The sequence below is a fragment of the Kineococcus gynurae genome (assembly GCF_042433995.1).
Classification (GTDB): Bacteria; Actinomycetota; Actinomycetes; order Actinomycetales; family Kineococcaceae; genus Kineococcus; species Kineococcus gynurae.
Genome location: NZ_JBHLUI010000009.1, coordinates 109,500 through 136,495, shown reverse-complemented (window position 1 = coordinate 136,495; position 26,996 = coordinate 109,500). Strand labels below are relative to the sequence as shown.

The window sequence follows — 26,996 nt, the reverse complement described above, 5'->3', positions numbered from 1 at the left end:
GCCCGCCGGGTGACCGGCCGGACACGAGGGAGATGCGCCCATGGTCGACGAGTCCCGCCCCGAGCAGCACCGCCCTGAGCACCGACGCTTCGGGTCGCACCCCGAACGCGACCCGCGCCACCTCGCCCTGCTCGAGGAGCAGCTGAGCGTGGCCCGCACGCGGTTGTCCCAGGTCAACACCCAGAACGACCGGTTGGCCGCCACCTTGCGCGAGGCCCGCGACCAGATCGTCTCGCTCAAGGCCGAGGTGGACCGGCTGGGGCAGCCCCCCGCCCAGTTCGCCACGTTCCTGGAGGCCGTGGGCGAGGGGACCGCCGACGTGATGAGCGCCGGACGGCGGATGCGGGTGGCGGTCAGCCCCTCGGTGGACCTGGACTCCCTGCAGCCCGGTCAGGACCTCATGGTCAACGAGGCGATGAACGTGGTCGCCGCCCTGGCCTTCGAGCGGGTCGGGGAGCTGGCCAGCGTCAAGGAGATCCTCGGCGACGGGCGCGCGCTCATCCTGGCCCGCGCCGACGAGGAACGCGTCGTCCGCCTCGCCGGGCCCCTCATGGACGGACCGTTGCGGGTGGGGGACTCCCTCATGGTCGACCCCCGCTCCGGGTTCGCCTTCGAACGCATCCCCAAGGCCGAGGTCGAGGAGCTGGTCCTCGAAGAGGTCCCCGACATCGACTACACCGACATCGGGGGGCTCGGGCCGCAGATCGAGGCGATCCGCGACGCCGTCGAACTGCCCTTCCTGCACGCCGACCTGTTCCGCGAGCACGGGTTGCGCCCGCCCAAGGGGATCCTGCTGTACGGCCCGCCCGGCTGCGGCAAGACGCTCATCGCCAAGGCGGTCGCGAACTCGCTGGCCAAGAAGGTCGCCTCGATGCGCGGGGAGAGCCACGCCAAGAGCTACTTCCTCAACATCAAGGGCCCCGAGCTGCTCAACAAGTACGTCGGGGAGACCGAGCGGCACATCCGGCTGATCTTCGCCCGGGCCCGGGAGAAGGCCTCGACGGGCACCCCGGTCGTCGTGTTCTTCGACGAGATGGAGTCGTTGTTCCGCACCCGCGGCTCCGGGGTCAGCTCCGACGTCGAGACGACCATCGTCCCGCAGCTGCTGAGCGAGCTGGACGGCGTGGAACGGCTCGAGAACGTCATCGTCATCGGGGCCTCCAACCGCGAGGACATGATCGACCCGGCCATCCTCCGCCCCGGTCGTCTGGACGTGAAGATCAAGATCGAACGCCCCGACGCCGAGAGCGCCCGGGAGATCTTCGCCAAGTACCTGACCCCGGACCTGCCCCTGCACGCCGACGACCTGGCGGTGCACGGGGAACCGCAGCCGACCGTCGACGCGATGATCCAGGCCACGGTGGAACGCATGTACACCGAGAGCCCCGAGAACGAGTTCCTCGAGGTGACCTACGCCGGGGGCGACAAGGAGGTCCTGTACTACAAGGACTTCAACTCCGGCGCGATGATCCAGAACATCGTCGACCGGGCCAAGAAGATGGCGATCAAGGACCTGCTCACGCTGCAGCAGCGGGGTCTGCGGGTCGACCACCTGATGAGTGCGTGCGTGGACGAGTTCAAGGAGAACGAGGACCTGCCCAACACCACCAATCCCGACGACTGGGCGCGGATCTCGGGCAAGAAGGGCGAACGGATCGTCTTCATCCGCACGCTCATGCAGGGCAAGAAGGGGACGGAGGCGGGTCGTTCCATCGACACCGTCGCCAACACCGGCCAGTACCTCTGACGGTCACCGGTCCCCACCCCGACCGACCCGGACCGACCCGCACCGACCCGTCCGGACGCCCCGGCCCCCGCAGCTCGCGGGGGGCCGGGGCGTCGGACGTCGTGGCGGTCCCGGTGGGTCAGCGACGGGCGGTGGGCCACGGCGCCCCCAGCGCCCCGGGAACCCCGCGCAGCGCCCGCCCCAGCGGCGTCGACACCGCGACCGCCCCCACGAACAGCACCGCCGGCCCGATCCAGGACCAGACCTCCGGCGCGTCGTCCAACGCCTGGCCGGGCGAGCCCAGGGCCCAGGCCAGCCCGGTCAGCAGCCCGGCCAGGACCATCTGGTGGGTGACGTAGACCCCCAGGGTGTCCCGACCGGCCGCGGCCAGGGCGCGACCGACGGCGGACTCCGCGATCCGCGCCGCCAGGACCAGCCCGCCCACCACCGTGACCGCCCCGACCACGAGCCGCACCACCGGTAGCGCGGCGGCGCCCGTCAGCGTCGTGACCACCGCGGCGGCGGCGCCCGCCATCACCCAGAGCGCCGTCGTCGCCCCCCGGGGGCGGGGGTCGAGGAACCGCCGGGGCAGGTCGGCCAGCCGCAGACCCGCGGCGAAGAACACGAACAGCATGATCATGTCGTTCCAGACGAACGACCACGGCACCAGCGGCCCCGAGGCCATCGCCGAGCTCAGCGCGCCCGACACGATCAGCAGCCAGACCGTCGGCACGGGACGCAGCGCCCGGCCGAGGGCCACGAAGACCGCCAGCGCGAGCAGGTACCAGATGCTGGTCACCGGCAGCCACAGCGTCGTGCGGGCCCAGGCCTGCACGTCCTCGCCGAAACCGATCATCGGCAGGGGCACCAGGGCCAGGACGACGAACGCGATCGTCGACCACAGCAGGTACAGCCACAGGTTGGTGCCGATCCGGCCCGGCAGCAGCTCCCGCCAGGGCCGCCGCACCGCGCGCTCCGCGAGCATCCCCGAGAGGAAGAAGAACAGCGGCAGCCGCACCAGTCGCAGCGACTCGTTGACCACGGTCCACACCTCGGCGCCGAGCCCGCGGCCCAGGTGCAGGTCCACGGTGTGGTCCACCGCGTGGTGCAGCACGACCAGCAGGATCGCCGCGCCGCGGGCGGTGTCCACCCAGCCGAGCCGACCGCTCCCGCGGCGGACCCGGGGCTCGGGGCGGGGGTCGGTGGCGGGTGCGCCGGTCGTGGACAGGAGAACTCCTCAGCCGTTCAACGATCGTCGGGGACCCCCGGATCGTTCCACCAGTCCGGCCACGCGGCGAGCAGGGCCCGGGTGTCCGGGACGAACGCCCACCCCGGATCGGCCAACCGCTCCCGGACCCGCACCGCCGGTTCCCACCACACCTCGGCGACCTCGCTGGGCTGGGCCCGCAGCTCCGTCCCGGGCGCGACCCAGGCCTCGTAGGCGAAGGCCAGGTAGTGGGTGACGTCGTCGCGGTACCAGCGCCGCAGCACGGGCCGCAGCGGCGTCAGGAGCACCCCGGCGCCGACCCCCAGCTCCTCGGCGAGCTCCCGGGCGGCGGCCGCGTCCGGATCCTCCCCGGCGCACACCACACCCCCGGCCACCGCGTCGTGCGCCCCCGGGTAGACGTCCTTGGTCGTGGTCCGCCGGTGCACCGCGACCCGCCCGGCACCGTCGCGCAGCAGGACCGCGGTCGCGGCGTGGGGGAGGTTCCCCGCCCGGACCCGGGCCCGCGGCTGCACGTCGACCACGACCGCCCCCGCCCTCACCGGGGCCCGCGGGTCGAGCACGGGCACCAGCTCCGCGCCCGCGCCGGCCGTCCCGTCCGCCGTCGTGCCCCCGCGCCCCATCCGCCGACCGTACCCAGGCGCCCCCACCCATCGGCGGAGGCCACCAAGGTCAGGTCCGCTTAGGGTGCGGAAATGCGCGCCGTTCCCGGGACCCTCCGCCTGCCCGCCGGCAGGCCCCGACCCGCCGGTCGGCCCCGCCCCACCGCCCTGCTCGCCGGGCTGCTGCTGGGAGCCCTGCTGGCCGGCTGCACCTCCGACGCCGGCGAGGAGGTCCGCACCGCGACCGTCACCCGCGGCGAGGTCCGCGAGATCGTCCAGGCCGCCGGCACCGTCCAGCCCCGCGCCCAGGCCGAGGTCAGCGCCGGGGCCAGCGGCACCGTCGCCACCCTGGAGGTCGGCGACGGCCAGGAGGTGACCGCCGGGCAGGTCCTGCTGCGCATCGACTCCCCCCAGGCCGTCGAGCAGCTCGAGCAGGCCCGCGCCGCCGACGCCCGCGCCGCCGGGTCCGGCAGCGGGGGAGGCGTCTCCACCGGCGAGCTCCGCCGCCGCCAGGCCGACGCCGACCGGGACGCCGAGGAACGCTTCCGCACCGCCGAGGAGCAGGCCCGCGCCCTCACCGACCCCGCCCAGCGCGACCAGGCCCTCGCGACCGTCGAGTCCGCCCGCACCCAGTACCGCCTCCTGCAGGCCCAGAACGAGGCCCTCCTCGCCCAGGTCAGCAACGGACTGGAGGGCATCGACACCGCGCTGCGCTCGCTGTCCGACGCCCAACGCGTCCAGACCCGCGCCGCCGTCGCCGTCGCCCAGGCCGCCGTCGACTCCCTCACCGTCACCGCACCCATCGCCGGACGCGTCTCCCTGGCCCCCGCCTCCGGCACCAGCGGCGGCACCCAGCTGCCCGCCGGCGCCTCCGACCTCCTCGCCGGCTCCGGCCTGCAGATCCCCGAGGGCGCCCTCGGCGGCGGCGGCAGCAGCGGGTCCGACGCCCCCGTCCTCACCACCGGCACCCCCGTCAGCAGCGGCACCCGGCTGCTCACCGTCATCGACGCCTCGACCCTCACCCTCACCGCCGACGTCGACGAGACCGACGTCCTCAGCGTCACCCCCGGCACCCCCGCCGAGGTCACCATCGACGCCGTCCAGGGCGCCCGCTACACCGGCACCGTCACCACCGTCGACCCCAGCCCCACCTCCACCGGCGGGGGCGGCGTCACCTACACCGCCCGGCTCAGCTACGACGGGGGCACCCTCGCCGACGGCACCCCCGCCCCCGCCCCGCTGCCCGGCATGAGCGCCCTCGTCGCCCTCGTCGTCGACCGCGCCGAGAACACCCTGCGCGTGCCCGCCTCCGCCGTCGTCCGCGCCGCCGGCGGCACCGGGGACGCCGTCTGGGTCGACGACGGCGGCACCGCCCGGCTGCGCCCCGTCACCGTCGGCCTCCGCGGCGAGGACACCGTCCAGATCGACACCGGCCTGCAGGCCGACGAGCGCGTCGTCGTCGACGGCCAGGACGCCCTCACCGACGGCGAAGCCCTCCCGTGAGCACCCCCACGCCCGGCGCCGCCATCGAGGCCGTGGACGTGACCCGCAGCTACGACCTCGGCGGCACCGTCGTCGACGCCCTGCGCGGCGTCAGCTTCACCGTCTCCGACGGCGAGTACGCCGCCATCGTCGGCCCCTCCGGCTCCGGCAAGTCCACCCTCATGCACCTGCTCGGATGCCTCGACCGCCCCACCTCCGGCGTCCTGCGCGTCGGCGGCCGCGACATCGGCGACCTCTCCGACACCGACCTCGCCGCCCTGCGCAACGCCGAGATCGGCTTCGTCTTCCAGTCCTTCCAGCTGCTGCCCCGGCAGAGCGCCATGGCCAACGTCATGCTCCCCCTCGTCTACGCCGGCACCCCCCGCGCCGAACGGCACGACCGGGCCGAGGCCGCCCTGCGCGCCGTCAACCTCGGCCACCGCCTCGACCACCGCCCCAACCAGATGTCCGGCGGCGAGCAGCAACGCGTCGCCATCGCCCGCGCCCTCGTCTCCCGCCCCCGGATCCTGCTCGCCGACGAACCCACCGGGAACCTCGACACCCGCAACGGCGCCGAGGTCATGCGCATCCTCGAGGAGCTCAACGCCGAACGCGGCGTCGCGGTCGTCCTCGTCACCCACGACGACGAGGTCGCCGGCCGCGCCCGCCGCCAGGTCCGCGTCCGCGACGGCCTCGTCGAGTCCGACAGCGCCGCCCCCACCCCCCGCCACGCCGCGGAGGAGACCGCGTGAACGTCCTCGAGTCGTTCCGCGTCGCCCTCGACGCGCTGCGCGCCAACCGGTTGCGCTCCCTGCTCACCATGATCGGCGTCATCATCGGCATCGCCGCCGTCATCGTCGTCGTCTCCATCGGCGCCGGCGCCCGCCAGCAGATCGAGTCCCAGGTCGAAGGCCTCGGCTCCAACCTCATCCTTGTCGTCCCCGGCCGCTTCGACACCGCCAACCCCGGCCAGGGCGGCCCCTCCATCTCCCCGATGACCCTCGACGACGCCCAGGCCCTCGAACGCGTCGTGGGCTCCGAGGACGCCGTCACCGCCCGGGTCAGCTCCGCCGCCGAGGTCCGCGCCGGCTCCCGCGAGGCCTTCATCACCGTCCAGGGCTCCGACCAGAACCTCCCCGAGGTGTTCAACCGCCCCGTCGCCGAGGGCGAGTTCTTCACCTCCGCCGACGTCGACACCCGGCGCCGCGTCGCCGTCATCGGCTCCCGCACCGCCGAGGTCCTGTTCGGCCAGGGCGACCCCCTCGGCCGCCAGATCACCGTCTCCGGCACCCGCTTCCGCGTCGTCGGCGTCCTCGCCGAGCAGGGGGAGAGCTTCGGCGTCAGCCAGGACAACGAGGTGCACCTGCCCATCACCGTCGCCCAACGCCTCTTCGGCGTCGACCGCGTCGACGCCTACGCGGTCAAGGCCCCGAGCTCCGCCGACGTCCCGGCGCTCGCCGAACGGCTGTGGCGGGCGATGAAGGACCAGCACCCCGACCAGGAGTTCAGCGCGGTCACCCAGACCCAGATCCTCGGGGTGATCGGCGACATCCTCGGCCTGCTGACCGGGGTGCTGGCGGCCATCGCGGGCATCTCGTTGCTGGTCGGCGGGGTCGGGGTGTCCAACATCATGCTGGTCTCGGTGCGAGAACGGACCCGCGAGATCGGCCTGCGCAAGGCCCTCGGCGCCCGCCAGCGCGACATCCTCGTGCAGTTCCTCGTCGAGGCCGTCGTGCTGACCAGCGTCGGGGGACTGCTCGGCATCGCGATCGGCGTCGGCGGGTCGTTGCTGATCAACCAGGTCTCCCCGTTGCCCGCGGCGATCGAGTGGTGGAGCCCGGTGGTCGCCTTCGTGGTCTCGGCGGCGGTCGGCATCTTCTTCGGCGTGTTCCCGGCGCGGCGGGCCGGACGGCTCGACCCGGTCGTCGCCCTGCGCACCGACTGACGACGGGCGCCCCGTAGGGTCGTTCGGGTGAGTGTTCGCCGGGTCACAGGGCTCGAGACCGAGTACGGCATCTCGGTGCCGGGCGATCCCGGGGCCAACCCGATGCTGCTCAGCGCCCAGGTGGTCAACGCCTACGCCCAGGGCGGGCCGGGGACGCTGGGGAAGGGGTTGCGGGCCCGCTGGGACTACGAGGACGAGGCCCCGCTGCGCGACGCGCGCGGCTACGAGATCGAACGGTCCCGGGCCCACCCCGACCAGCTGACCGACGAGCCCGGCCGGCGGGCGTCGGCGCGCGACGGCGGTGACCCGCGACGGCGGGCCACCCCCAACGCCTCCGACGTGGCCTCGGCCGAGGTCGAGGACCCGACCATGGCCAACGTCATCCTGACCAACGGGGCCCGGCTCTACGTCGACCACGCCCACCCGGAGTACTCCTCCCCGGAGACGTTGACCCCGCGCGAGGCGGTCCGCTTCGACAAGGCGGGCGACCGGATCGTGCTGGAGTCGATGCGCCGGATCGCGGCGAGCCCCGGCCTGCAGCCGGTCACGCTGTACAAGAACAACACCGACGGCAAGGGCGCCTCCTACGGCACCCACGAGAACTACCTGATGAAGCGCTCGACGCCGTTCTCCTCGGTCGTGCGCCACCTCATCCCGTTCTTCGTCTCCCGGCAGGTGTTCACCGGGGCGGGCCGGGTCGGCATCGGTCAGGACTCGACCCGCCCAGGGTTCCAGGTCTCGCAGCGGGCGGACTTCTTCGAGGTCGAGGTCGGCCTGGAGACGACCATGAAGCGGCCGATCATCAACACCCGCGACGAGCCGCACGCCAGCGCCGACAAGTACCGCCGCCTGCACGTCATCGTCGGCGACGCGACGCTCTGCGAGGTCGCGACACTGCTCAAGGTCGGCACCACCTCCCTGGTGCTGGCCATGCTCGAGGACGGCTGGCTGGAGGACTCCCCGGCCGGGGACCTGCTGCTCTCGGAACCGGTGCGCGCACTGCACGAGGTCTCCCACGACCCGGGGCTGACCCGGCTCGTCCGGCTGCGCGACGGTCGTCGTCTCAGCGCCCTGGACCTGCAGGAGGTCTACCTGGAGGCCGCCCGCGCCTACGTCGCGCGCGACGGTGCCGAGCCGGACACCGACACCGCCGAGGTGCTGCGGCGCTGGGGCGCGGTGCTGGACACGCTGCGCCGGGACGTGTTCGCGGCCGCGCGCGAGCTGGACTGGGTGGCCAAGCTGCGCCTGCTCGAGGGGTACCGCTCGCGCGACGGCCTGGACTGGGACAACGCGCGGCTGCAGGCGATCGACCTGCAGTGGTCGGACCTGCGCCCGGAGAAGGGCCTCTACCACCGCCTCGCCGAGCGGGGCCAGGTCGAGCGCTTGCTGACCGACGCCGAGATCGCCGAGGCCGTCGACCACCCGCCGGTCGACACGCGCGCCTACTTCCGCGGCGAGTGCCTGGCCCGCTACGGACCGCGGGTGGCGGCCGCGAGCTGGGACTCGGTGATCTTCGACGTGCCCGGCCGGGGGGCCCTGCAGCGGGTGCCGACCCTGGAACCGTTGCGCGGCACGCGCGCCCACGTGGGGGCCCTGCTCGACCGCTGCCGCAGCGCCGAGGAACTGGTCGACGCGCTCACCGGGGGGTGAGTCTCGGCGGGTGGGTCCGGGGGGTGGGTCCCGGGGCGGTGGATCCGTGCGGGGCGCGCCTGGCGATCTCTCGCGCCGCGCGGGGGCCGCGGGGTTATGGTGACCGGACCGGGCCGGCACGGCCCGCAGCCAGAAATGGGGGTAGCCCGGATGCCTGGACACGAGCAGCAGCGACCGAGCCGTCGCGAGGACGAGCCCGACGAGGCGCCCGCCATCCCGACGCAGAAGAGCGCGCAGACGCGCGACGAGGACGTGGACTCCCTGCTGGACGAGATCGACGAGGTCCTGGAGAGCAACTCCGAGGAGTTCGTCCGCAGCTTCGTGCAGAAGGGCGGGCAGTGACGCCCTGCGCGCACCCCTGACCCGACGCCGCCCGCCCCCCTCCACGGGGGGCGGGCGGTTCTGCGTGCCCGCCGCGTGATCGGCCCGGCGTGGTCGGAGCGGCCCGTGTCGGGGCCCCCGGGTAGGGTCGCGAAGGTGAGCCTGGACCCCTTCGGACGTCTCCCCGCGGCGTACTTCACGCCGGGGTCGTCGTCCTTCAGCGACTTCGTCCGCGAGCACGCTCCCGACGTCCTGCCGGGCGCGCGCCGGACCCCGGCCGGGGGTGCCCTGCCGACCGGCGGCCCCGGGGCCGGGCAGCCGCCGCACGCCACGACGATCGTGTCCATCGTCTGCGCGGGCGGGGTGGTCATGGCCGGTGACCGCCGGGCCACCGCCGGGCCGATGATCGCCCAGCGCGACATCGAGAAGGTCTTCCCGGCCGACCAGCACTCCTGCGTGGGGATCGCCGGGACGGCCGGGCTGGCGTTGGAGATGGTCCGCCTCTTCCAGGTCGAGCTCGAGCACTTCGAGAAGCTCGAGGGCACCCTGATGTCCTTCGAGGGCAAGGCGAACCGGCTCTCGGCCATGATCCGCAACAACCTGGGCCTGGCCATGCAGGGCCTCGCGGTCGTGCCCCTCTTCGCCGGGTTCGACCTCGACGAGGGACGCGGCCGGATCGTCGGCTACGACGTGACCGGGGGTCGCTACGAGGAGCAGGACCACCACGCCGTCGGCTCGGGGTCGGTGTTCGCCCGCGGCGCGCTGAAGAAGCTGTACCGGCCCGGGCTGGACGCCGCGGAGGCGATCCGGGTCGCGGTCGAGGCGCTGTGGGACGCGGCCGACGACGACTCCGCGACCGGCGGGCCGGACCTGCTGCGCCGGATCTGGCCGGTCGTCGCGGTCGTCACCGCCGACGGGTACCAGCGGGTTCCCGAGGCGGAGCTGGGCACGGTCGTGGAGGCGGTGGTGGCCCGGCGCACCGGGAACCCCGGGGGACGTCTGGACGGGGGTGAGCTGCGATGAGCATGCCGTTCTACGTCTCGCCCGAGCAGCTGATGAAGGACAAGGCCGACTACGCGCGCAAGGGGATCGCCCGCGGTCGCGCGGTCGTGGTCGTCGCCCACGCGGCCGGCATCCTCTTCGCCTCCGAGAACGCCTCCCGGGCGCTGCACAAGGTCTCCGAGATCTACGACCGCGTCGCCTTCGCCGCCGTCGGCAAGTACAACGAGTTCGAGAACCTGCGGGTCGCGGGCGTCCGCTACGCCGACCTGCGCGGCTACTCCTACGACCGTTCCGACGTGACCGCCCGGGGTCTGGCCAACGCCTACGCGCAGACCCTCGGGGCGATCTTCACGACCGAGTCCAAGCCCTACGAGGTCGAGCTGGTCGTCGCCGAGGTCGGGCAGCAGGAGGGCTCCGACCAGATCTACCGCCTCACCTACGACGGCTCGGTGGCCGATGAGCACGGCTGGGTCGCCATGGGCGGCTCGGCCGAGCAGATCGCGGCCAAGTTGCGCGACCGCTGGTCGCCCGGGCTCTCCACCGAGGAGGCCCTGCGCCTCGCGGTCGAGGCCCTGGGCTCCGACCAGGCGGGGGAGAACGGCGCCCCCGGTCGGGTCCGTAGCATCTCCCCGGAGAACCTCGAGGTCGCCCTGCTCGACCGGACGCGCGAGGGCCGGACGTTCCGCCGGCTCACCGCCCCCGTGCTCTCCCGCATGCTCGCCGCGCCGGAGGCCCCCGCGACCGAGGGGTGAGCCGCGGCGCGTTCCGACCGCCGTGCGCCCGTGCGTGTGCCTAAGGTGAGCAGATGGAGCGCCGAATCTTCGGACTGGAGACCGAGTTCGGGGTCACGTGCGCCTTCGAGGGGCAGCGCAAGCTGTCCCCGGACGAGGTGGCCCGGTACCTGTTCCGCAAGGTCGTCTCCTGGGGCAGGTCCAGCAACGTCTTCCTGCGCAACGGCGCCCGGCTCTACCTCGACGTCGGTTCGCACCCCGAGTACGCGACCGCCGAGTGCGACGACGTGCGCCAGCTCGTGGTCCACGACCGGGCGGGGGAGCGCACCCTGGAGGGGCTGCTGACCGACGCCGAGCGGCGCCTGGAGGAGGAGGGCATCTCCGGGGAGGTCTTCCTCTTCAAGAACAACACCGACTCGGCGGGCAACTCCTACGGCTGCCACGAGAACTACCTCGTCTCCCGGCACGGGGAGTTCGGGCGGCTCTCCGACGTCCTGATCCCGTTCTTGGTCAGCCGCCAGCTCATCTGCGGGGCGGGCAAGGTCGTGCAGACCCCGCGGGGGGCGGTCTACTCGCTCTCGCAGCGGGCCGACCACATCTGGGAGGGCGTCTCCTCGGCGACGACCCGCTCGCGCCCCATCATCAACACCCGCGACGAGCCGCACGCCGACGCCGAGCGCTACCGGCGCCTGCACGTCATCGTCGGCGACTCCAACATGTCCGAGACGACCACCATGCTCAAGGTCGGCGCCACCGACCTCGTGCTGCGGATGGTCGAGGAGGGCGTCGTCCTGCGCGAGATGACGATGGAGAACCCGATCCGGGCGATCCGGGAGATCAGCCACGACCTCACCGGACGCAAGCCGGTCCGCCTCGCCAACGGGCGGGAGGCCTCGGCCCTGGAGATTCAGGGCGAGTACCTCATGAAGGCCAAGGAGTTCGTCGAGGACCGCGGCCTGCACACCCCGACCGTGAAGCGGGTCCTCGACCTCTGGGAGCGGGCGCTGCGCGCGGTCGAGAGCGACGACCTCTCCCTGGTCGACCGCGAGGTCGACTGGGTCATCAAGCGCAAGCTGCTCGACCGCTACATGGCCAAGCACGACCTCCCGCTGACCTCGGCCCGCATCGCCCGGCTCGACCTCGCCTATCACGACATCCACCGGGGCCGGGGGCTGCACTACCTGCTCGCCAACCGCGGGATGGTCGAGCGGGTCTGCTCCGACATCGAGGTGTTCGAGGCGCTCAGCGTCCCGCCGCAGACCACCCGGGCCAAGCTGCGCGGGGACTTCGTGCGCGCCGCGCAGGAGAAGCGCCGCGACTTCACCGTGGACTGGGTGCACCTCAAGCTCAACGACCAGGCCCAGCGCACCGTGCTCTGCAAGGACCCGTTCAAATCGGTCGACGATCGCGTGGAACGGCTCATCGACTCCATGTGACCGGCCGGGTCCGGCGGTGACAGGCCGCACCCAGCCTGCGCCGTTAGGGTGGCCGAGATCGCCGTCGTCCCCGAAAGGTTCCTCGTGTCCCGCCGTCGTGCCGCCCTGTCCGTCGCCGCCGCCGCGGCCCTCGCCCTGACGCTGGGTTCGTGCGCGTCCGAACCGGACCAGACCCCTCAGGAGTCGGCGTCCTCGGCCAGTTCCTCGGCGACGTCGGCGGCCACCGAGGTCACCGCCGCCCCCGTCGACGACAGCCTGGCGGTCACGGTGAGCGGGGCGGCCGGCGCGGCGCCGGAGACCCAGATCACCACCCCGCTGTCGGTCGAGAAGACGGTGAAGAAGGTCGTCACCGCCGGGACCGGACCCGAGGTGACCCTCGACGACACCGTGACGTTCAACTACGCGCTCTACGGCGGCAGCGACGGTCAGCAGGTCGACTCCAGCTACGACGGCCCGACCCGGCCGCGGTTCGCGATGAGCCAGATCACCCGGGGGATCGCCTCGGGGTTCGTCGGCAGCAAGGTCGGCGACCGCGTCGTGGTCGCGATCAGCCCCACCGACGGGTTCGGCACCTCGGCCACCAACTTCGGCGAGCAGTACGACGCGAACACCACGTTCGTGCTGGTGGCCGACATCATCGCGGCCGAGAAGACCCGCACGGCGGCCGACGGCGCGCCCGTGACCGACGTCCCGGCCGACCTCCCCAAGGTCACGCTGACCGACGACCGGCCGACGGGCTTCGACGTCTCCGGGATCTCCGAGGCGGTCAAGGCGCCCGCCGACACCATCGCCCAGGACCTGCTCACCGGTACCGGCCCGGTCGTCGCGTCCGGGCAGACGGTGGTCATGCAGTATGTCGGCGCGACCATCGACGGCAAGGTCTTCGAGAGCTCCTGGGAGACCCAGCCCTTCACCACCGTCATCGGTGCCGGTCGCGTCATCCAGGGCTGGGACAAGGGGCTCGTCGGCAAGACCGTCGGCAGCCGCGTCCTGCTCGTCATCCCGGCCGACCAGGCCTACGGCACCGACGCCTCCAGCGGCCGCCCGACCGGCACCCTGATCTTCGTCGTCGACATCCTCGACGCCTACTGACCGACCGCCGACCCGTCGGCGGAGCCGGACCACGACCACACCCGAGCAGAGGACTCTTCGTGACCGATCGCAGCAAGCCCGAGATCGACTTCCCCGAGGGCGAGCCGCCCACCGAGCTCCAGATCACCGACGAGGTCGTGGGGGAGGGGACCGAGGCCACCCCCGGCCGGACCGTCTCCGCGCACTACGTGGGCGTGGCCTTCAGCACCGGTGAGGAGTTCGACGCCTCCTGGAACCGTGGCCAGCCGCTGGACTTCCCGCTCGGGGCCGGCATGGTCATCCGGGGTTGGGACGAGGGGATCGTGGGCATGAAGGTCGGCGGCCGCCGCAAGATCGTCATCCCGCCGCACCTGGGGTACGGCGACCGCGGGGCGGGCGCCGTCATCAAGCCGGGCGAGACCCTGATCTTCGTGGTCGACCTGGTCGACGTCAGCTGAACCAGAGAGGGCCGGCCCGGATCGGGCCGGCCTTTCTCCGGTGCGCTTGACTTGTATTAGGTTAACGAGCCGTAAGTCTCCACACGGAGAACTGCACCCACAGACGAACCACGCCCCGACGGACAGGCGTCCCACGCGCATCACCTCGACGGGCACGGGACGGGACCGGGGCCGAAACAGGGACGGAACAGGAGGGGGCGGCGTCCGGGGCGGGGGGACCCTCAGCCGAGCAGCGCCGCGGCGTGCAGCCCCGCGGTCCCGGCGGCGACGAACGCGGCCCGGTCCTCGGCGAGCCCCCGACCCATGGTGGAGAGCCGGACCGGGCTCGCGGCCAGCGCGTCGTCCAGGCCGGTCACGTCGACCTCGACGACCCGGTGCCGGGCGGGGGAGCGGGAAAGGTCGGCGGCCTGCCGACGGACCCCGTCCCAGAACTCCCCCGGGGAGTCCGGCACGACGACGTCGCACGGGGTCAGCGCGACCCGCCCGATCGCGGTCAGGGTGTGGTGGGAGACGCCGCGGTGCCGCAGCCGGGCGTCGGCCTCGGAGACCCGCAGGGCCGCGACCGGTCGTCCGCGCAGCACCCCCGCGGCGTTGACGGCCTCACCGGCCGCGACCCCGGAGAAGCCCCACCGCGACCCCGTGCCGAGGTTGCCGGGCCCCTGGGCGACGACGGCCACGTCGGCCCCCACGACCAGGCGGGCGGCCAACAACCCGGTGTGCAGCGTGGCGGCCTCGAGGTCGCCCCCGAAGCTCTGCCCGGTGGAGATGCACGCAGCCAGCGCCCCCGCGTCGCGCAGGCCGGCGACGGCCCGGGAGAACGCGGCCGGCAACGCCCCGCCGTCGCTGAGGACGTAGGCGATCCGCGCACCGGGAGCCCGCAGCCGGATCCCGGCCACGACCGCGGGCAGCGCCGAGTGCAGGTCGGCCACGACCACCGGCATCCCGCCCAGGTCGTCGGCGTCGGCGAGGGTCGCGTGGTGCTCGGACTCCTGCTCGTCGACCCCGAGGACCATGGCCTGCAGCGGCGTGTAGCGGGCCTTGACCAGGTGCCCGGGGCCGGCGACCGGATCGGCGGGGAGCCGGTCGGGCAGGGCGACGACGAGGGCGTACCCCCCGGTGCCCAGCCCGCGGGCCAGCGCCGAGGTGTTCAGCAGGACCCGGTCACCGGGGGCAGGTCGCCCCACGAGGTCGGGGAAGGCCAGCGCCCGGACCGTCGTGCCCCGTTCCGCAGGCGGGGCAGCGTCGTCCAGCCGGGCCGAGCACTCGACCGCCCCCGGCCAGCCGACCCGGACCTCCGTCACGACCGCCGAGCGCCACCGCACGGCGGGAACGGTGGTCGTCGCGGGGTCCGGGAGCATCCGGGAACCCTAGTGCGCGGCGTCGCCCCGGGCGCCGGGCGGGCAGGTTGTACAGGCCGCCGACCCCGGCCCGGCGCACGGCGGTGTGCAGCAGCAGGGGCAGGACCACGGCCGGGGGCACCCAGAGCAGCGGCAGCCACGCCGAGGGCGTGCTCAGCGCGACGGCGGCCACCGCGGTCAGCCCCCCGACCACCCACTCGTGGGTGAGGTAGACGGGCAGGGTGCGCCGGCCCAGCCAGCCGGAGCCGGCGGCCAGTCGGGCCGTCGTCGGGACGGCGACCAGCAGCGCGGCCAGGGCCAGCCCCCCGGCGATGGCGAGGACGCTGATCGGCAGCTGCAGCGCTGGGTGGGCGAAGGTCCCGCGGGCGTCCTGGACGAGGACCACCCCGGCCACCACGACCACGAGGGCGAGGAGTTCGCCGGGGGCCCGGGAGAACGCGGCCAGCACCGTCCGCTTGAGGCACCAACCGAGGAGGAAGAAGACGAAGCACCGGGCCATCTGGTGCCAGGCATAGTTGGGCAGCAGCGCGAGCAGGCCTAGGTTCTCGGCCAGGGACAGCAGCGCGGCCGGGGCCAGCAGCCACGGGGCCCGACGTCCGGGCAGCCGGGCCAGCACGGTGAAGAGGCCGATCGCGTAGAGGTACCAGAGGCCGGTGACCGGCAGCAGCGGCGTCCACACCAAGGGTGCGAGGGTCGCGGTCTCGGCCGGGTTGAGGGTCTGCGGGACGAGGGAGAACCAGACGAAGCGCAGCAGCGACCAGACCAGGAACAACCAGCCCAGCAGAGCCAGCCGGTGCCGGAGGACCTCGCGCCAGGGGCGTCGGGCCGCCGAGGCGGCCAGCACCCCCGACACGGCGAAGAAGAGCGGCATCCGCAGCACGACGAGCTCGTCGTTGACGACGCGCCAGGCGGGGGGCAGGAGGTGGGCCGCGTCCACGAAGATCACCGAGTGGTGCAGGACCACCAGCAGGATGGCCAGGCCGCGAGCGACGTCCAGGAAGGGCGCCCGCCCCCCGGCGCCACCCCCGCCCGGTGACGCAGGGCGGGGGGAAGCGGACGGCACGTCACCATCATCGGCCACAAGGGCGGGTGCCCGGAGCCGTCGCGGGGTAAGTTCGGTCACCGATGAGCAGTGACGGCAGGACCGCGCGGCGCACCGAGCGCCAGCTCAACCTGGTCATCGCGCTGTCCTCCACCCGGCGCTGGCTCACCAAGGAGCAGATCCGCACCGCCGTCCCCCAGTACGCGGACTGCGCCACCACCTCGGCCTTCGAGCGGATGTTCGAGCGCGACAAGGAGGACCTGCGCGAGCTCGGGGTGCCGCTGATGACCGGCGGGGAGGACCCCCTGTTCGGCGACGAGGCGGGCTACCGCATCGACCGCGACGCCTACGCCCTCCCCGAGATCACGTTCACCCCGGGGGAGCTGGCCGTCCTCTCCCTGGCCAGCCGGGTCTGGCAGCAGGCGTCCCTGGCCGGCCCCGCCACGCGCGCCCTGGTCAAGCTGCGCAGCCTCGGCGTGGAACCGGACGAGGGTTCGTTGGTCGGTCTGGAGCCGCGGGTGCGGACGTCCGAACCCGCCTTCGACGCGCTGTACACCGCGGCCCGGGACCGGGTGGCGGTGAGCTTCGACTACCGCCGGTCCGGGGCGGAGCCGGGCACCCGCACGGTCGAGCCCTGGGCCGTCGTCTCCTGGCACGGGCGCTGGTACCTCCTCGGCCACGACCGCGACCGGCAGGCCCCGCGCGTCTTCCGGCTGTCCCGGGTCGTCTCGGGCGTGCGTCGGGTGGGACGCCCGGGCGCCTACGCGGTGCCGGCCGACCTCGACGCCCGCGCCGTGGTGGCCGGGTCGGTGGGGGAGCGCGTCTCGCGCCCGGCCCGGGTGCGCCTGCGTGCCGGGGCCGGTCTGGCCCTGCGCCGCCGAGGCCGGTCGGTGGCCGCCGCCGAGCCGCTGCCGGCGGGCTGGGACCTGCTCGAGGTCGAGGTCGGTGACACCGAGCCGGCGGCCGACGAGCTGGCCTCGTTCGGCGCCGACGTCGTCGTGCTCGACCCGCCGGACCTGCGCGAGGCGGTCCTCCGACGGCTGCGGGGGGTGCTGTGAAGACCCCGACCGAACGGTTGTCGCGGCTGCTCGCGATGGTCCCCTACCTGCTCCGGCACCAGGGCATCGAGCTGGAGGAGGCCGCCGAGCACTTCGGCATCTCGACCGCGGACCTCATCCGGGACCTGGAGCTGCTGTTCGTCTGCGGGACGCCGGGGCACCTGCCCGACGACCTCATCGACGCCCGCTGGGAGACCGGCCGGGTCTACCTCTCCAACGCCGAGGCCATCGCCCGGCCGGCCCGGCTCGCCGTGGACGAGGCGGTGGCGCTGCTCGTCGGGTTGCGGACCCTCGCCGACGTCCCCGGTCTGCACGACCGCGACTCCTTGGACGGGGCGCTGGCCAAGCTGTCCGAGGCGGCGGGCGAGGCGGCCCGCGGCGCCGAGGTCGTCGCCGTCGACGTCCGGCCCGCCGACCCCGACGGGCTCGCCGGACCGATCGCCGCGCTGCGGACCGCGCTGCGCGACAACCGTCGCGTCCGGCTCACGTACCTCGTCCCGGCCCGCGACGAACGGACGGTGCGCGACGTCGACCCGATGCGGCTGCTGACGGTCGAGGGGCGCTGGTACCTGGAGGCGTGGTGCCACCGCGCCGAGGGCGTCCGGCTGTTCCGCGCCGACCGGATCGAGGCGGCCGAGGTCCTCGACGCCGACGGCACCCCACCGCCCCAGGCCGTCCCCCGCGACGTCGACGCGGCCCTGTTCGCCGCGAGCCCCGGGGACACGGTCGTCGTCCTCGACCTCGCGCCGCAGGCGACCTGGGTGGGGGAGTACTACCCCGTGGAGTCCGTGGAGAAGGCCCCCGAGGGGGCCTGGGCCCCGGCCGTGCAGCGGGTCCGGCTCCGGGCGGCCGACACCCGCTGGGTCCGTCGGCTCCTGCTGCGCCTGGGCGACGGGGCGCGCGTCGTGCAGCCCGCCGCGCTGGCCCTGGAGGTCCGGGAGGCGGCCACGGCCGCCCTCGCCGGCTACGGGCTCCCGGCGACCCCCGAGGGGGGAGCGGCGGAGGGTGCTCGACCGTCACCCTGATGGCCGAGCGTGGTGGTTCAAGACTTGTCAACCCCGTGCCGAAGGTTTGGGGGTCGGGCGGCGACAACGCCGCCCAGGAACCACGAGAGGTAACCCGATGACCACGATCAAGGCCTCCTGCCCCTGCTGCGGCGACGTCGAACTGACCCCCAAGCAGGTCCGCCTCGTCGTGTGCTCGGCCAAGGACCGTTCCTACTACGCCTTCGACTGCGCCAAGTGCGGCGACGAGGTCCGTAAGCCCGCCGGCGAGGACGTCGTGGCCCTGCTGGTCTCCGGGGGCGTCAAGGTCGAGCGCTGGATCATCCCGGCCGAGGCCATGGAGGAGAAGCTGGGCGGCACCATCGCCTGGGACGACGTCCTCGACTTCGCCCTCGTGCTCGACTCCTGCGACGACCTGGCCGGCCTGGCCGCCCGGGGGCTGAGCTCCTCCCGCTGACCCGGGCGACCCCGCGGTTCCGCACAGGGAACTCGCAGGCGATCCCCACCTCGAAGGGCACCCCGACCGGTTACGGTCTGCGGGTGCCTTCGTGGTTCCGGCGCTCTTCCGACGCTTCTCACGGACGGCGGCGGGGCAGCCGGACCGCCACGGGCACCCCCGGCGACGCCCCGCCGCGGTGGCCCGACCGGCCCACCGTCGGGGGCGGGGTCGTTGGTCGGGCCCCGAGCTCGACGTACGATGCCGGGGCAACGTCAACCACGGAGGTCGATCCATCATGGGCGCACTGAAGCCCTGGCACATCATCGTGCTCGTCGTCGTGCTGCTCCTGCTGTTCGGCGCCAAGCGACTCCCCGACGCGGCTCGGGGTCTCGGCCGTTCGCTGCGCATCTTCAAGAGCGAGGTCAAGGAGATGCAGAACGACGACGACAACCCCGAGGGCACCCGCCAGACGCCCTCGCTCACCACGTCGATCGACAACGACCGCGTCAACGGCACGGTCAACGGCACGGTCAACGGCACCGGCACCCACGTCTCCGACCCGACCGGCACCCGCCGCGACGTCTGAGTCGTCCCCGGCGTCCGAACCCGCGGCGTCGATCCCGTCGACCGAAGAACCGAGGTAGCGAGAGCGGTGGCCCAGGCCCGCGTCCGTCGGAGACGCCTCAAGGACCCCGAGGGGCGCATGCCCCTGATGGAGCACCTGGACGAGCTGCGCAAGCGGCTCTTCCGGGCGGCCGTCGGGGTCGTGCTCGGTGCCATCGCCGGATGGTTCCTGTGGGCCGACTACGTCCTGCCCGCCCTGATCGCGCCCATGCAGGCGTTCGGGACCGCTGGTGCCCTGAACTACGACAGCGTGATCGGTCCCATCGAGATCCAGCTCAAGGGATCGCTCTGGGTCGGGGTCATCGCCTCCAGCCCCATCTGGGTCTATCAGATCTGGGCGTTCATCACCCCGGGGCTGACCACGAAGGAGAAGCGGTACTCCATCGGCTTCGTGACGGCCGGGGTACCGCTCTTCCTGGCCGGGGTGGCCCTCGCCTACACGGTGCTGCCGCAGACCTTCAAGTTCGTGGCCGAGTTCAGCACCGAGGGCGCGACGAACTACATCACCGCCTCGTCCTACCTCTCGTTCATCATGCGGCTGCTGCTGGCCTTCGGGATCGCCTTCCTGGTCCCGGTCATCTTCGTCGCCCTGAACTTCGCCGGGCTGCTCAAGGCCCGCCACCTGCTCGCCTCGTGGCGCATCGTGGTGTTCCTGTGCTTCCTGTTCGCGGCCGTCTTCACGCCCACCCCGGACGCGCTGACGATGATCATCATGGCCCTGCCGATGATCGTGCTGTTCGCGATCGCGACGCTGATCTGCTTCCTGAACGACAAGCGGCGCGCCCGCAACAACCCGACCGAGGACTACTCGGCCCTCGACGACGACGCGGCCAGTCCGCTCTGAGGTGACCATCGGGTTGCTGGTCAACCCCGCAGCGGGGCGGGGGGCCGGTCGACGCGCGGGCGAGCGGGTCCGGGCCGAGGTCCGGGCCGGCGGTCACACCGTGCTCGACCTCAGCGGCGGGGACCTGGCCACCGCGACCGCACGGGTGCGTGCGAACGCGGACGAGCTGGACGCGCTCGTCGTGGTCGGCGGGGACGGTCTGGTCCACGCGGCCGTGCAGGCCGTCGCCGACACCGGGGTCGCCCTGGGGATCGTGGCCGCCGGGACCGGCAACGACATCGCCCGTGGGCTCGACCTGCCGCTCGGTGCGCCCGAGCGGGGGACCGCGCTGGTCCTCGAGGCCCTCGCCGCCGGCCGGGTCCGCGAGCTCGACGCCGTCCGGGTCGGGTCCGACGATCCCGGCGTCGGGCCGTTCTGGTACGTCTCCGCCCTCGCCTCGGGGGTGGACGCGCTGGTCAACGAACGGGCCAACCGCTGGCGCTTCCCCCGGGGGCCGGCCCGCTACACGCTGGCCGCCGTGCGCGAGCTCGTGACCGTGCGGCCCCTGCCGCTGCGGCTCGTCCTCGACCCGGGCCCCCACGAGCACGTCGTCGAGCAGGACGTCCTGCTGGTGGCCCTGGCCAACACCCGGTCCTACGGCGGCGGCCTCACCATGGCGCCCGGTGCCGATCCCACCGACGGGGTGCTGCAGGTCGTGGTGGTCGACGCGCTGTCCGGCCCGGCCGCCCTGCGGGTGCTGCCCCGGGTGCGGTCCGGGGGACACCTGAACCATCCCGCGGTCCACGTGCACCGGGCGCGGCGGGTGCGGCTGGAACCGGGCGAGGACACGGCCGTCCTGCGCCGCGGCGAGCGCCCTGCCCGACGACCGCTGCCGCACGCCGACGGGGAGCCGTTGGCGCCGCTGCCGTTGACCTGCGAGGTCGTCCGCGGGGCGTTGCGCGTCCTGGCCTGAGGCGAGGCGAGGAGCCGGGGCCGGGGTCCATGACGTACTGTCGCGAGCATGGCGAGCCCTGCCGAACGTTATGCCGCGGCGCGCCGTCGCACCGAGCTCTCCCGCACGCAGCTGGCGGCCTTCGCGGCGACGCTGGGGTTCGAGCTCGACCCCTTCCAGGTGCAGGGGTGCACCGCGCTGGAGGCCGGACGCGGCGTCCTGGTCGCCGCCCCGACCGGGGCGGGCAAGACCGTGGTGGGCGAGTTCGCGGTGCACCTGGCCCTGCAGCAGCGCCGCAAGGCGTTCTACACGACGCCGATCAAGGCCCTCTCCAACCAGAAGTACGCCGAGCTGCTGGCCCGCCACGGTCCCGCCTCCGTCGGGCTGCTCACCGGCGACAACGTGGTCAACGCCGAGGCGCCCGTCGTCGTCATGACGACCGAGGTGCTGCGCAACATGCTCTACGCGGGGTCCCCGCTGCTCGCCGGGCTGGGCTACGTGGTCATGGACGAGGTCCACTACCTGGCCGACCGCTTCCGTGGGGCGGTGTGGGAGGAGGTGATCATCCACCTGCCCTCCGACGTCCTGGTCGCCTCGCTGTCGGCGACGGTCAGCAACGCCGAGGAGTTCGGGGCCTGGCTGGGGACGGTCCGTGGGGACACCGAGGTCGTGGTCTCCGAGCACCGCCCGGTCCCGCTGTGGCAGCACCTGGCGGTCGGCGCGCGCCTCTACGACCTGTTCACCGACATCGACGGCGACCCGCTGGAGGGCGACGAGGGGTCGCTCGTCCCCGGAGCCGTCGTCAACCCCGAGCTGGTGGCCATGTCCCGGCAGCAGCTGCGGGCCGACCGGCTGGCCCACACCGCCCCGCGCGGGCGCCGCCGGGGGGCCCCGCCGCCGCGCGGGTCCGGTCGGGCGGGGGCACCCCGGGCCGGCACCCCGCGGGCCTCCCGGGCGCAGATCCTCGACGCCCTGGACGCGGCCGACCTGCTGCCGGCGATCACCTTCATCTTCAGCCGGGCCGGGTGCGACGCGGCGGTCCAGCAGTGCGTGGCCTGGGGCCTGCAGCTGACCACGCCCGAGGAGCGGGCCGAGATCCGCCGGACGGTCGAGCTGCGCTGCAACGACATCCCGAGCTCCGACCTCGCCGTGCTGGGCTACTGGGAGTGGCTCGACGGCCTCGAGCGCGGGCTGGCCGCCCACCACGCCGGGCTGCTGCCGGTCTTCAAGGAGACCGTGGAGCACCTGTTCGCGGCCGGGCTGGTCAAGGCGGTCTTCGCGACCGAGACCCTGGCCCTCGGGGTGAACATGCCGGCCCGCTCGGTGGTCCTGGAGAAGCTCACCAAGTGGAACGGGCAGACCCACGTCGACGTGACCCCGGGGGAGTACACCCAGCTCACCGGGCGCGCCGGTCGCCGCGGCATCGACGTCGAGGGCCACGCCGTCGTGCTGTGGGGGCCCGGGACGGACCCCGAGTCGGTGGCCGGGCTGGCCTCGCGCCGCACCTTCCCGCTGCGCTCCAGCTTCCGTCCGACCTACAACATGGCGGTCAACCTCGTCGAGCAGGTGGGGCGGGAACGGGCGCGCGACATCCTGGAGACGTCTTTCGCGCAGTTCCAGGCGGACCGCGCGGTGGTGGGCCAGGCCCAGCAGATCAAGGAGCACCGCGAGGGGCTGCAGGGCTACGTCGAGGCGATGACCTGCCACCTCGGGGACTTCCGGGAGTACTTCGCGCTGCGCCAGCAGATCACCGCGCGGGAGAAGGAGCTGACCCGGCTCGGGGCCGCGCAGCGTCGGCAGGACTCCCGGGCCGCCGTCGAGACCCTGCGCAGCGGCGACGTCGTGCGGCTGCCCGGGGGCCGTCGCGCGGCGTTCGCGGTCGTGCTGGACCTGGTGGAGGGCAAGGGGTTCGAGGGTCCCTCGCCGCGCGTGCTGACCCAGGACCGGCAGGTCCGGACCATCGACGCGCACGACTTCACGACCCCGCCGGACCCGCTGACCCGGGTGCGGGTCCCGAAGAACTTCCAGTGGCGCCAGCCGCAGGCGCGCCGGGACCTCGCCAGTTCCCTGCGCAACGCGCTGGCCGAGATCGGCGGTGGCGACCTGCCCCCGGGCCGGCGGCGGGCTGCCGGCGGCGGCCAGGACGACGTCGTGCTGACCCGGTTGCGGGCCGAGCTGCGCGCCCATCCCTGCCACGGCTGCTCCGACCGGGAGGAGCACGCCCGGTGGGCGGTGCGCGAGGCCAAGCTGCGCTCGGAGACCGAGCAGCTCACGGCCCGGGTCGAGAACCGCACCGGGACCATCGCCCGCACGTTCGACCGGGTCTGCGACCTGCTGGCCGAGCTGGGCTACCTCACCCCCGACGGTCAGGCCGTCACCGAGTGGGGGCGCACGCTGCGCCGGATCAACGCCGAGACCGACCTGCTGGTCGCGCAGTGCCTGCGCCACGGCGCCTGGACCGGGTTGGACGCGGCCCAGCTCGCCGCGGCGGTGTCGGTGCTGGTCAACGAGTCGCGCCGGGACGAGGGCGGGGGCGAGCGCCGGACGCCCCGGGTGGTCGAGCACGCGCTGGAGACCACGGTGCGGCTGTGGAGCGACCTGACCGACCGCGAGGAGGCGCACAAGGTGCCGCAGACGCGGGAACCGGACGACGGCCTGGTCGAGGCGGTCCGGCACTGGGCCGCGGGACGGCGGCTCGACGCCGTGCTGCGCGACGCCGACCTGGCCGCGGGGGACTTCGTGCGCCGGTGCAAGCAGCTGATCGACCTGCTGGACCAGATCGGCGCCGCCGCCCTCGACCCCGCGGTCCGTTCGGCCGCCCGGGAGGCGGTCGAGCTGGTCCGGCGCGGGGTGGTCGCGCACACGACCCTGACCTGACCGACCTGACCTGACCTCGCCGGCCCGGCCGGTGCCTCAGGGCGTCCCGGCGACCGCGGTGAGGACGCGCTCGACGCTGGACTGCAGGCCCCACCGGTGCACGAGCTCCCCGAGCCGGTCGAGGTCGGCCGGGGTCCGGGGCAGCGCGTCGGTCTCGACCCCGCCGTAGCGCACGAGCGGCGCGTCGCGGACGCAGTGCACGACGGTGGGGGCCGCGTCGAGGTAGGGGCCGGCACCGAGCAGCTTCGTGCGCTGCCCGGGGCTGAGGTCGGCGCCCGGGTCGGCGGCGGCCGCCCGCAGGGTGGCGAGGTCGCCGAAGCGGCCGACGAGGCCCGCGGCGGTCTTCTCCCCGATGCCCGCGACCCCGGGCAGGCCGTCGGAGGGGTCCCCGCGCAGGATGGCGAGGTCGGCGTAGCCCGCCCCGGTGCCGACGCCGTACTTCGCGGCCAGCCAGGCCTGGTCGACGGTCTCGGCCCGGCGCACGCCCTTGCCGACGTAGAGGACGCGGATCCCGGCGGCGTCGTCGACGAGCTGGAACAGGTCGCGGTCACCGGTGACGACGTCGACCTCCGTCCCCGGGGTCGTCCGGGCCTGCTCGGCCAGCGTGGCCAGGACGTCGTCGGCCTCGTGACCGGGCGCCCCGACCCGGGCGATGCCGAGCGCGGCCAGGACCTCGACGATGACGTCCACCTGCGGCAGCAGCGCGTCCGGCGCCTCCTCCCCGCCGTCCGGGGCGAGCCGGTGGGTCTTGTAGGAGGGGAGGGCGGCGACCCGGAAGGCCGGGCGCCAGTCGTCGTCCCAGGCGGCGACGAGCCGGGTCGGCCGCCGGGTCGTGACGAGGTGGGCGATGGAGTCCAGGAAGCCGCGGACGGCGTTGACCGGGGTGCCGTCGGGGGCGGTGACCGAGGACGGGACCCCGTGGAAGGCCCGGAAGTACAGCGACGCGGAGTCCAGCAGGAGCAGCCGGTCCGCGGGCGGCCCCTCGGCCGGGGCGTCGCCGGGGGACGTCGGGAGGTCGCCGGAGCGCATGCGGGGCATCCTTGCACCCTGCGTCGGAGGTCCGGGGGACCGATCGGGTGATGCCGACGGGCGGCTGCCGACGCAGGCTGATGGGGTAGTCAGGCAGCTGTTCTCAGGGTGAGGGGATCTCGATCATGACGATTGTCCGACGCACGTTCCGCAACCGTTCCGCCGGTCTGACCGTGGCCGCGGCCGCGGCGCTGGCGCTGACCCTCGGCGGGTGCACGTCCGGCTCGGACGGCGACGCGGGGGCCGCGCCGTCGGCCTCGGTGACCTCGCCGTCCACCGAGCTGTCCGCCTTCCAGGTCGTGCAGGCCTCGGCCCAGCAGTCCAAGGAGGCCGGCAGCGCCAAGTTCGCGCTGACGATGACCACCGACGCCGGCGGGCAGTCCCAGGACATCACCGGTGAGGGGGCCTTCACCGACGCCGGTGCCTTCGAGATGACGATGTCGCTGCCGGCCGAGGTGGGCGGATCCCTGCAGCTGCGCCTGGTCGACGGCGTCATGTACCTCTCCGGGGCCCCGCTGACCGGTGAGGGCCAGTGGATGAAGATGCCGCTCGACGGCATGGCCGGGGCGGGGCTGAACACCGCGCAGATGGACCCGAGCGCCCAGCTGGAGCAGCTGCAGGCCGTCGCCGACGACGTGAAGGAGGTCGAGCCGACCACCGTCCGCGGGGTCCAGGCCCGGGGCTTCTCCGGCACGATCGACCCGCAGAAGGCCTACGACCTGCTGCCGCCCGAGCAGCAGAACCCCGAGGCCGAGAAGGCCCTGCAGGAGTCCGGCGTCACCTCGGTGCCCTTCACCCTCTACGTGGACGACCAGAACCGTCCCGTGCGCATGACCCAGGAGGTGTCCTCCGCCGGGGCCGCCGGGGAGATGAAGGTGAACATCAGCATGGACTTCTACGACTGGGGCTCCGACGTGCAGGTCCAGGCCCCCGACGCGGCGTCGGTGATCGAGGCGCCGGCCGGACTCGCCGGGGCCGGTCAGGGCGCCTGAGCGGGAGATGAGCGCGGGGCGGCGGTTCTACCGCAACGGGATCGTCTACTCCGCCCAGGACCCGTTCGCCACGGCCATGGTGGTCGAGGGCGGACGGGTCGCCTGGGTGGGGCCGGACGCGGGAGCGGGGCCGTGGGTGCAGCCCGACGACGAGGTGGTCGATCTCGCCGGGCGCCTGGTCACCCCCGTCTTCGTGGACCTGCTCGCCGCCCCCGGGGACGCGGCCGGCGCGGCCGGGGTGCTCGCCCCGGCGGCCGGGCCGGTCGACCCCTCCTCGCTCCTCGTGGTCGACCCCGACGCGGGCGACCTCGTCGATCCGGCCGGCCTGGCCGACCGGGGGCGGGGTGTCCTGGCGGTGCCCGCCCGGCACCACCGCGACCCGGTGGACCTCGCCGCCCTCGCCGCGGCCGGGGTCGTCCTGGCGCTGTCCTCGGGTCGGGGTGCGCCCCTCTCGCCCTGGGCCGTCCTGCGCGCAGCCGTCTTCCCCGACGGGCACCCGGAGCGGGGGGTGTCGGCCCGGGCGGCCTTCCTGGCCCACACGCGTGGTCCGCGTCGGCTGGCGGCGACCACGGGCACGGTGCTGGAGCCCGGGGGCGACGGGGGTCAGGGCGGGCTGTCGGCCGGCGCCGGCGCGAGCTACGCGGTCTGGGACGTGGACGAGCTGCTGGTGCAGACCCCGGACCGGCGGGTGGCCGCCTGGAGCACCGATGCGCGGGCCGGAACCCCGGTGCTGCCCGACCTCGCCCCCGGGGCCGAGCTCCCGGTGTGCCGCCGCACCGCGATCGGCGGACGTGTGACGTACGACACTCTGAGCGACGCGTGAGGACTTTCCGTAGCTAGTTGATCACGGAACGACACGCCGCACGACACGCCGGGGACCTCGTCGCCAACCGGTTCCCGGGCCACCCCGCTGACCTGTGGCGATGCGCATCGCCACAGGTCAGCGCCCGGTTGACAGTCGGGGGCAGCTCGATAGCGTCGTCCTGCAGCTCACGTACGAGACCGGCCGACGGGGTCCCGCCCGGCATCGCAGCCGCACCACCTGCGACGTCGACGAGGCCCCCACGCCGGAGGTGGGCGAGGCCGGGCCCGCGCGCCCTTAGACAACGGCGCGACCCTCGATGCCATCGGGGGCCGCGACGGCACGAG

Annotated in this window: 25 protein-coding genes; 20 read left to right on the top strand and 5 right to left on the bottom strand. The window is 74.0% G+C overall.

Going from position 1 to position 26,996, the window contains the following annotated elements; genetic code table 11:
• Positions 1–40: 40 nt before the first annotated feature.
• On the top strand, positions 41–1,747 hold the full coding sequence (gene arc, locus ACFFKU_RS12225; RefSeq protein WP_432499755.1) for a proteasome ATPase: 1,707 nt from the start codon (positions 41–43) through the stop codon (positions 1,745–1,747).
• Between the two features lie 118 nt (positions 1,748–1,865).
• Here arc and ACFFKU_RS12220 read toward each other — a convergent pair whose 3' ends face one another.
• Together ACFFKU_RS12220 and ACFFKU_RS12215 are read right to left on the bottom strand one after the other, a co-directional pair.
• Positions 1,866–2,876 (bottom strand): acyltransferase family protein, encoded by a 1,011-nt coding sequence (locus tag ACFFKU_RS12220; RefSeq protein ID WP_380138292.1) that lies wholly within the window; start codon positions 2,874–2,876, stop codon positions 1,866–1,868.
• A gap of 95 nt (positions 2,877–2,971) precedes the next feature.
• Positions 2,972–3,574 carry an NUDIX domain-containing protein gene (locus ACFFKU_RS12215; protein WP_380138290.1) on the bottom strand — a complete coding sequence of 201 codons (603 nt, stop codon included), beginning with the start codon at positions 3,572–3,574 and terminating at the stop codon, positions 2,972–2,974.
• Positions 3,575–3,646: 72 nt separating this feature from the next.
• Here ACFFKU_RS12215 and ACFFKU_RS12210 point away from each other — a divergent pair, with 72 nt between their 5' ends.
• The 10 genes from ACFFKU_RS12210 to ACFFKU_RS12165 all read left to right on the top strand — a co-directional run bounded on the left by ACFFKU_RS12210 (position 3,647) and on the right by ACFFKU_RS12165 (position 13,649).
• Positions 3,647–5,056 carry an efflux RND transporter periplasmic adaptor subunit gene (locus ACFFKU_RS12210; protein ID WP_380138288.1) on the top strand — a complete coding sequence of 470 codons (1,410 nt, stop codon included), beginning with the start codon at positions 3,647–3,649 and terminating at the stop codon, positions 5,054–5,056.
• Positions 5,053–5,787: an ABC transporter ATP-binding protein gene (locus ACFFKU_RS12205; protein ID WP_380138286.1), complete on the top strand. Its 735-nt coding sequence runs from the start codon at positions 5,053–5,055 to the stop codon at positions 5,785–5,787. The genes ACFFKU_RS12210 and ACFFKU_RS12205 overlap by 4 nt, the downstream gene beginning before the upstream one ends.
• Positions 5,784–6,980 (top strand): ABC transporter permease, encoded by a 1,197-nt coding sequence (locus ACFFKU_RS12200; RefSeq protein WP_380138284.1) that lies wholly within the window; start codon positions 5,784–5,786, stop codon positions 6,978–6,980. Before ACFFKU_RS12205 ends, ACFFKU_RS12200 begins: the two co-directional genes overlap by 4 nt.
• A 27-nt stretch (positions 6,981–7,007) precedes the next feature.
• Positions 7,008–8,630: a depupylase/deamidase Dop gene (gene dop / locus ACFFKU_RS12195; RefSeq protein WP_380138282.1), complete on the top strand. Its 1,623-nt coding sequence runs from the start codon at positions 7,008–7,010 to the stop codon at positions 8,628–8,630.
• Positions 8,631–8,780: 150 nt separating this feature from the next.
• A complete protein-coding gene (locus ACFFKU_RS12190; protein WP_380138280.1) occupies positions 8,781–8,972 on the top strand; it encodes a ubiquitin-like protein Pup in 192 nt (63 codons plus the stop codon).
• 135 nt (positions 8,973–9,107) lie between these two features.
• Positions 9,108–9,974: a proteasome subunit beta gene (gene prcB / locus ACFFKU_RS12185; RefSeq protein ID WP_380138278.1), complete on the top strand. Its 867-nt coding sequence runs from the start codon at positions 9,108–9,110 to the stop codon at positions 9,972–9,974.
• A complete protein-coding gene (gene prcA / locus ACFFKU_RS12180; RefSeq protein WP_380138276.1) occupies positions 9,971–10,705 on the top strand; it encodes a proteasome subunit alpha in 735 nt (244 codons plus the stop codon). The genes prcB and prcA overlap by 4 nt, the downstream gene beginning before the upstream one ends.
• 53 nt (positions 10,706–10,758) lie before the next feature.
• Positions 10,759–12,120 carry a Pup--protein ligase gene (gene pafA / locus ACFFKU_RS12175; RefSeq protein ID WP_380138274.1) on the top strand — a complete coding sequence of 454 codons (1,362 nt, stop codon included), beginning with the start codon at positions 10,759–10,761 and terminating at the stop codon, positions 12,118–12,120.
• A gap of 48 nt (positions 12,121–12,168) precedes the next feature.
• A complete protein-coding gene (locus ACFFKU_RS12170; RefSeq protein ID WP_380138272.1) occupies positions 12,169–13,212 on the top strand; it encodes an FKBP-type peptidyl-prolyl cis-trans isomerase in 1,044 nt (347 codons plus the stop codon).
• Positions 13,213–13,271: 59 nt separating this feature from the next.
• Positions 13,272–13,649 (top strand): FKBP-type peptidyl-prolyl cis-trans isomerase, encoded by a 378-nt coding sequence (locus ACFFKU_RS12165; protein ID WP_380138270.1) that lies wholly within the window; start codon positions 13,272–13,274, stop codon positions 13,647–13,649.
• 221 nt (positions 13,650–13,870) lie between these two features.
• Here the strand turns inward: ACFFKU_RS12165 and ACFFKU_RS12160 are convergent, their stop codons facing one another.
• Both ACFFKU_RS12160 and ACFFKU_RS12155 read right to left on the bottom strand, forming a co-directional pair.
• Positions 13,871–14,833 (bottom strand): DUF3866 family protein, encoded by a 963-nt coding sequence (locus tag ACFFKU_RS12160; protein ID WP_380138268.1) that lies wholly within the window; start codon positions 14,831–14,833, stop codon positions 13,871–13,873.
• On the bottom strand, positions 14,811–16,070 hold the full coding sequence (locus ACFFKU_RS12155) for an acyltransferase family protein (RefSeq protein ID WP_380138267.1): 1,260 nt from the start codon (positions 16,068–16,070) through the stop codon (positions 14,811–14,813). Before ACFFKU_RS12155 ends, ACFFKU_RS12160 begins: the two co-directional genes overlap by 23 nt.
• A 62-nt stretch (positions 16,071–16,132) precedes the next feature.
• Between ACFFKU_RS12155 and ACFFKU_RS12150 the strand changes: the two genes are divergently transcribed.
• From ACFFKU_RS12150 to ACFFKU_RS12120, 7 genes are all read left to right on the top strand, one after another.
• Positions 16,133–17,107: a helix-turn-helix transcriptional regulator gene (locus ACFFKU_RS12150; protein WP_380138265.1), complete on the top strand. Its 975-nt coding sequence runs from the start codon at positions 16,133–16,135 to the stop codon at positions 17,105–17,107.
• The gene (locus ACFFKU_RS12145; RefSeq protein WP_380138263.1) at positions 17,104–18,132 is read left to right on the top strand and encodes a helix-turn-helix transcriptional regulator; all 1,029 of its coding nucleotides are present in this window, start codon (positions 17,104–17,106) and stop codon (positions 18,130–18,132) included. The genes ACFFKU_RS12150 and ACFFKU_RS12145 overlap by 4 nt, the downstream gene beginning before the upstream one ends.
• Positions 18,133–18,229: 97 nt before the next feature.
• Positions 18,230–18,568 carry a hypothetical protein gene (locus ACFFKU_RS12140; protein WP_380138261.1) on the top strand — a complete coding sequence of 113 codons (339 nt, stop codon included), beginning with the start codon at positions 18,230–18,232 and terminating at the stop codon, positions 18,566–18,568.
• Between the two features lie 277 nt (positions 18,569–18,845).
• On the top strand, positions 18,846–19,136 hold the full coding sequence (gene tatA, locus ACFFKU_RS12135; RefSeq protein ID WP_380138259.1) for a Sec-independent protein translocase subunit TatA: 291 nt from the start codon (positions 18,846–18,848) through the stop codon (positions 19,134–19,136).
• A gap of 117 nt (positions 19,137–19,253) precedes the next feature.
• Positions 19,254–20,018 (top strand): twin-arginine translocase subunit TatC, encoded by a 765-nt coding sequence (gene tatC, locus ACFFKU_RS12130; protein WP_380138257.1) that lies wholly within the window; start codon positions 19,254–19,256, stop codon positions 20,016–20,018.
• A 1-nt stretch (position 20,019) separates the two neighbouring features.
• A complete protein-coding gene (locus ACFFKU_RS12125; protein ID WP_380138255.1) occupies positions 20,020–20,970 on the top strand; it encodes a diacylglycerol/lipid kinase family protein in 951 nt (316 codons plus the stop codon).
• 48 nt (positions 20,971–21,018) lie between these two features.
• A complete protein-coding gene (locus ACFFKU_RS12120) occupies positions 21,019–23,826 on the top strand; it encodes a DEAD/DEAH box helicase (protein WP_380138253.1) in 2,808 nt (935 codons plus the stop codon).
• Positions 23,827–23,862: 36 nt separating this feature from the next.
• Here the strand turns inward: ACFFKU_RS12120 and ACFFKU_RS12115 are convergent, their stop codons facing one another.
• Positions 23,863–24,864, bottom strand: coding sequence for a 5'-3' exonuclease (locus ACFFKU_RS12115; protein ID WP_380138251.1), 1,002 nt, complete (start codon positions 24,862–24,864; stop codon positions 23,863–23,865).
• A 116-nt stretch (positions 24,865–24,980) separates the two neighbouring features.
• On the opposite strand from ACFFKU_RS12115, the gene ACFFKU_RS12110 reads away from it, so the two are divergent.
• Both ACFFKU_RS12110 and ACFFKU_RS12105 read left to right on the top strand, forming a co-directional pair.
• Positions 24,981–25,847: an SCO4651 family lipoprotein gene (locus tag ACFFKU_RS12110; protein WP_380138249.1), complete on the top strand. Its 867-nt coding sequence runs from the start codon at positions 24,981–24,983 to the stop codon at positions 25,845–25,847.
• 7 nt (positions 25,848–25,854) lie between these two features.
• The gene (locus ACFFKU_RS12105; RefSeq protein WP_380138247.1) at positions 25,855–26,670 is read left to right on the top strand and encodes a hypothetical protein; all 816 of its coding nucleotides are present in this window, start codon (positions 25,855–25,857) and stop codon (positions 26,668–26,670) included.
• Positions 26,671–26,996 lie beyond the last annotated feature (326 nt).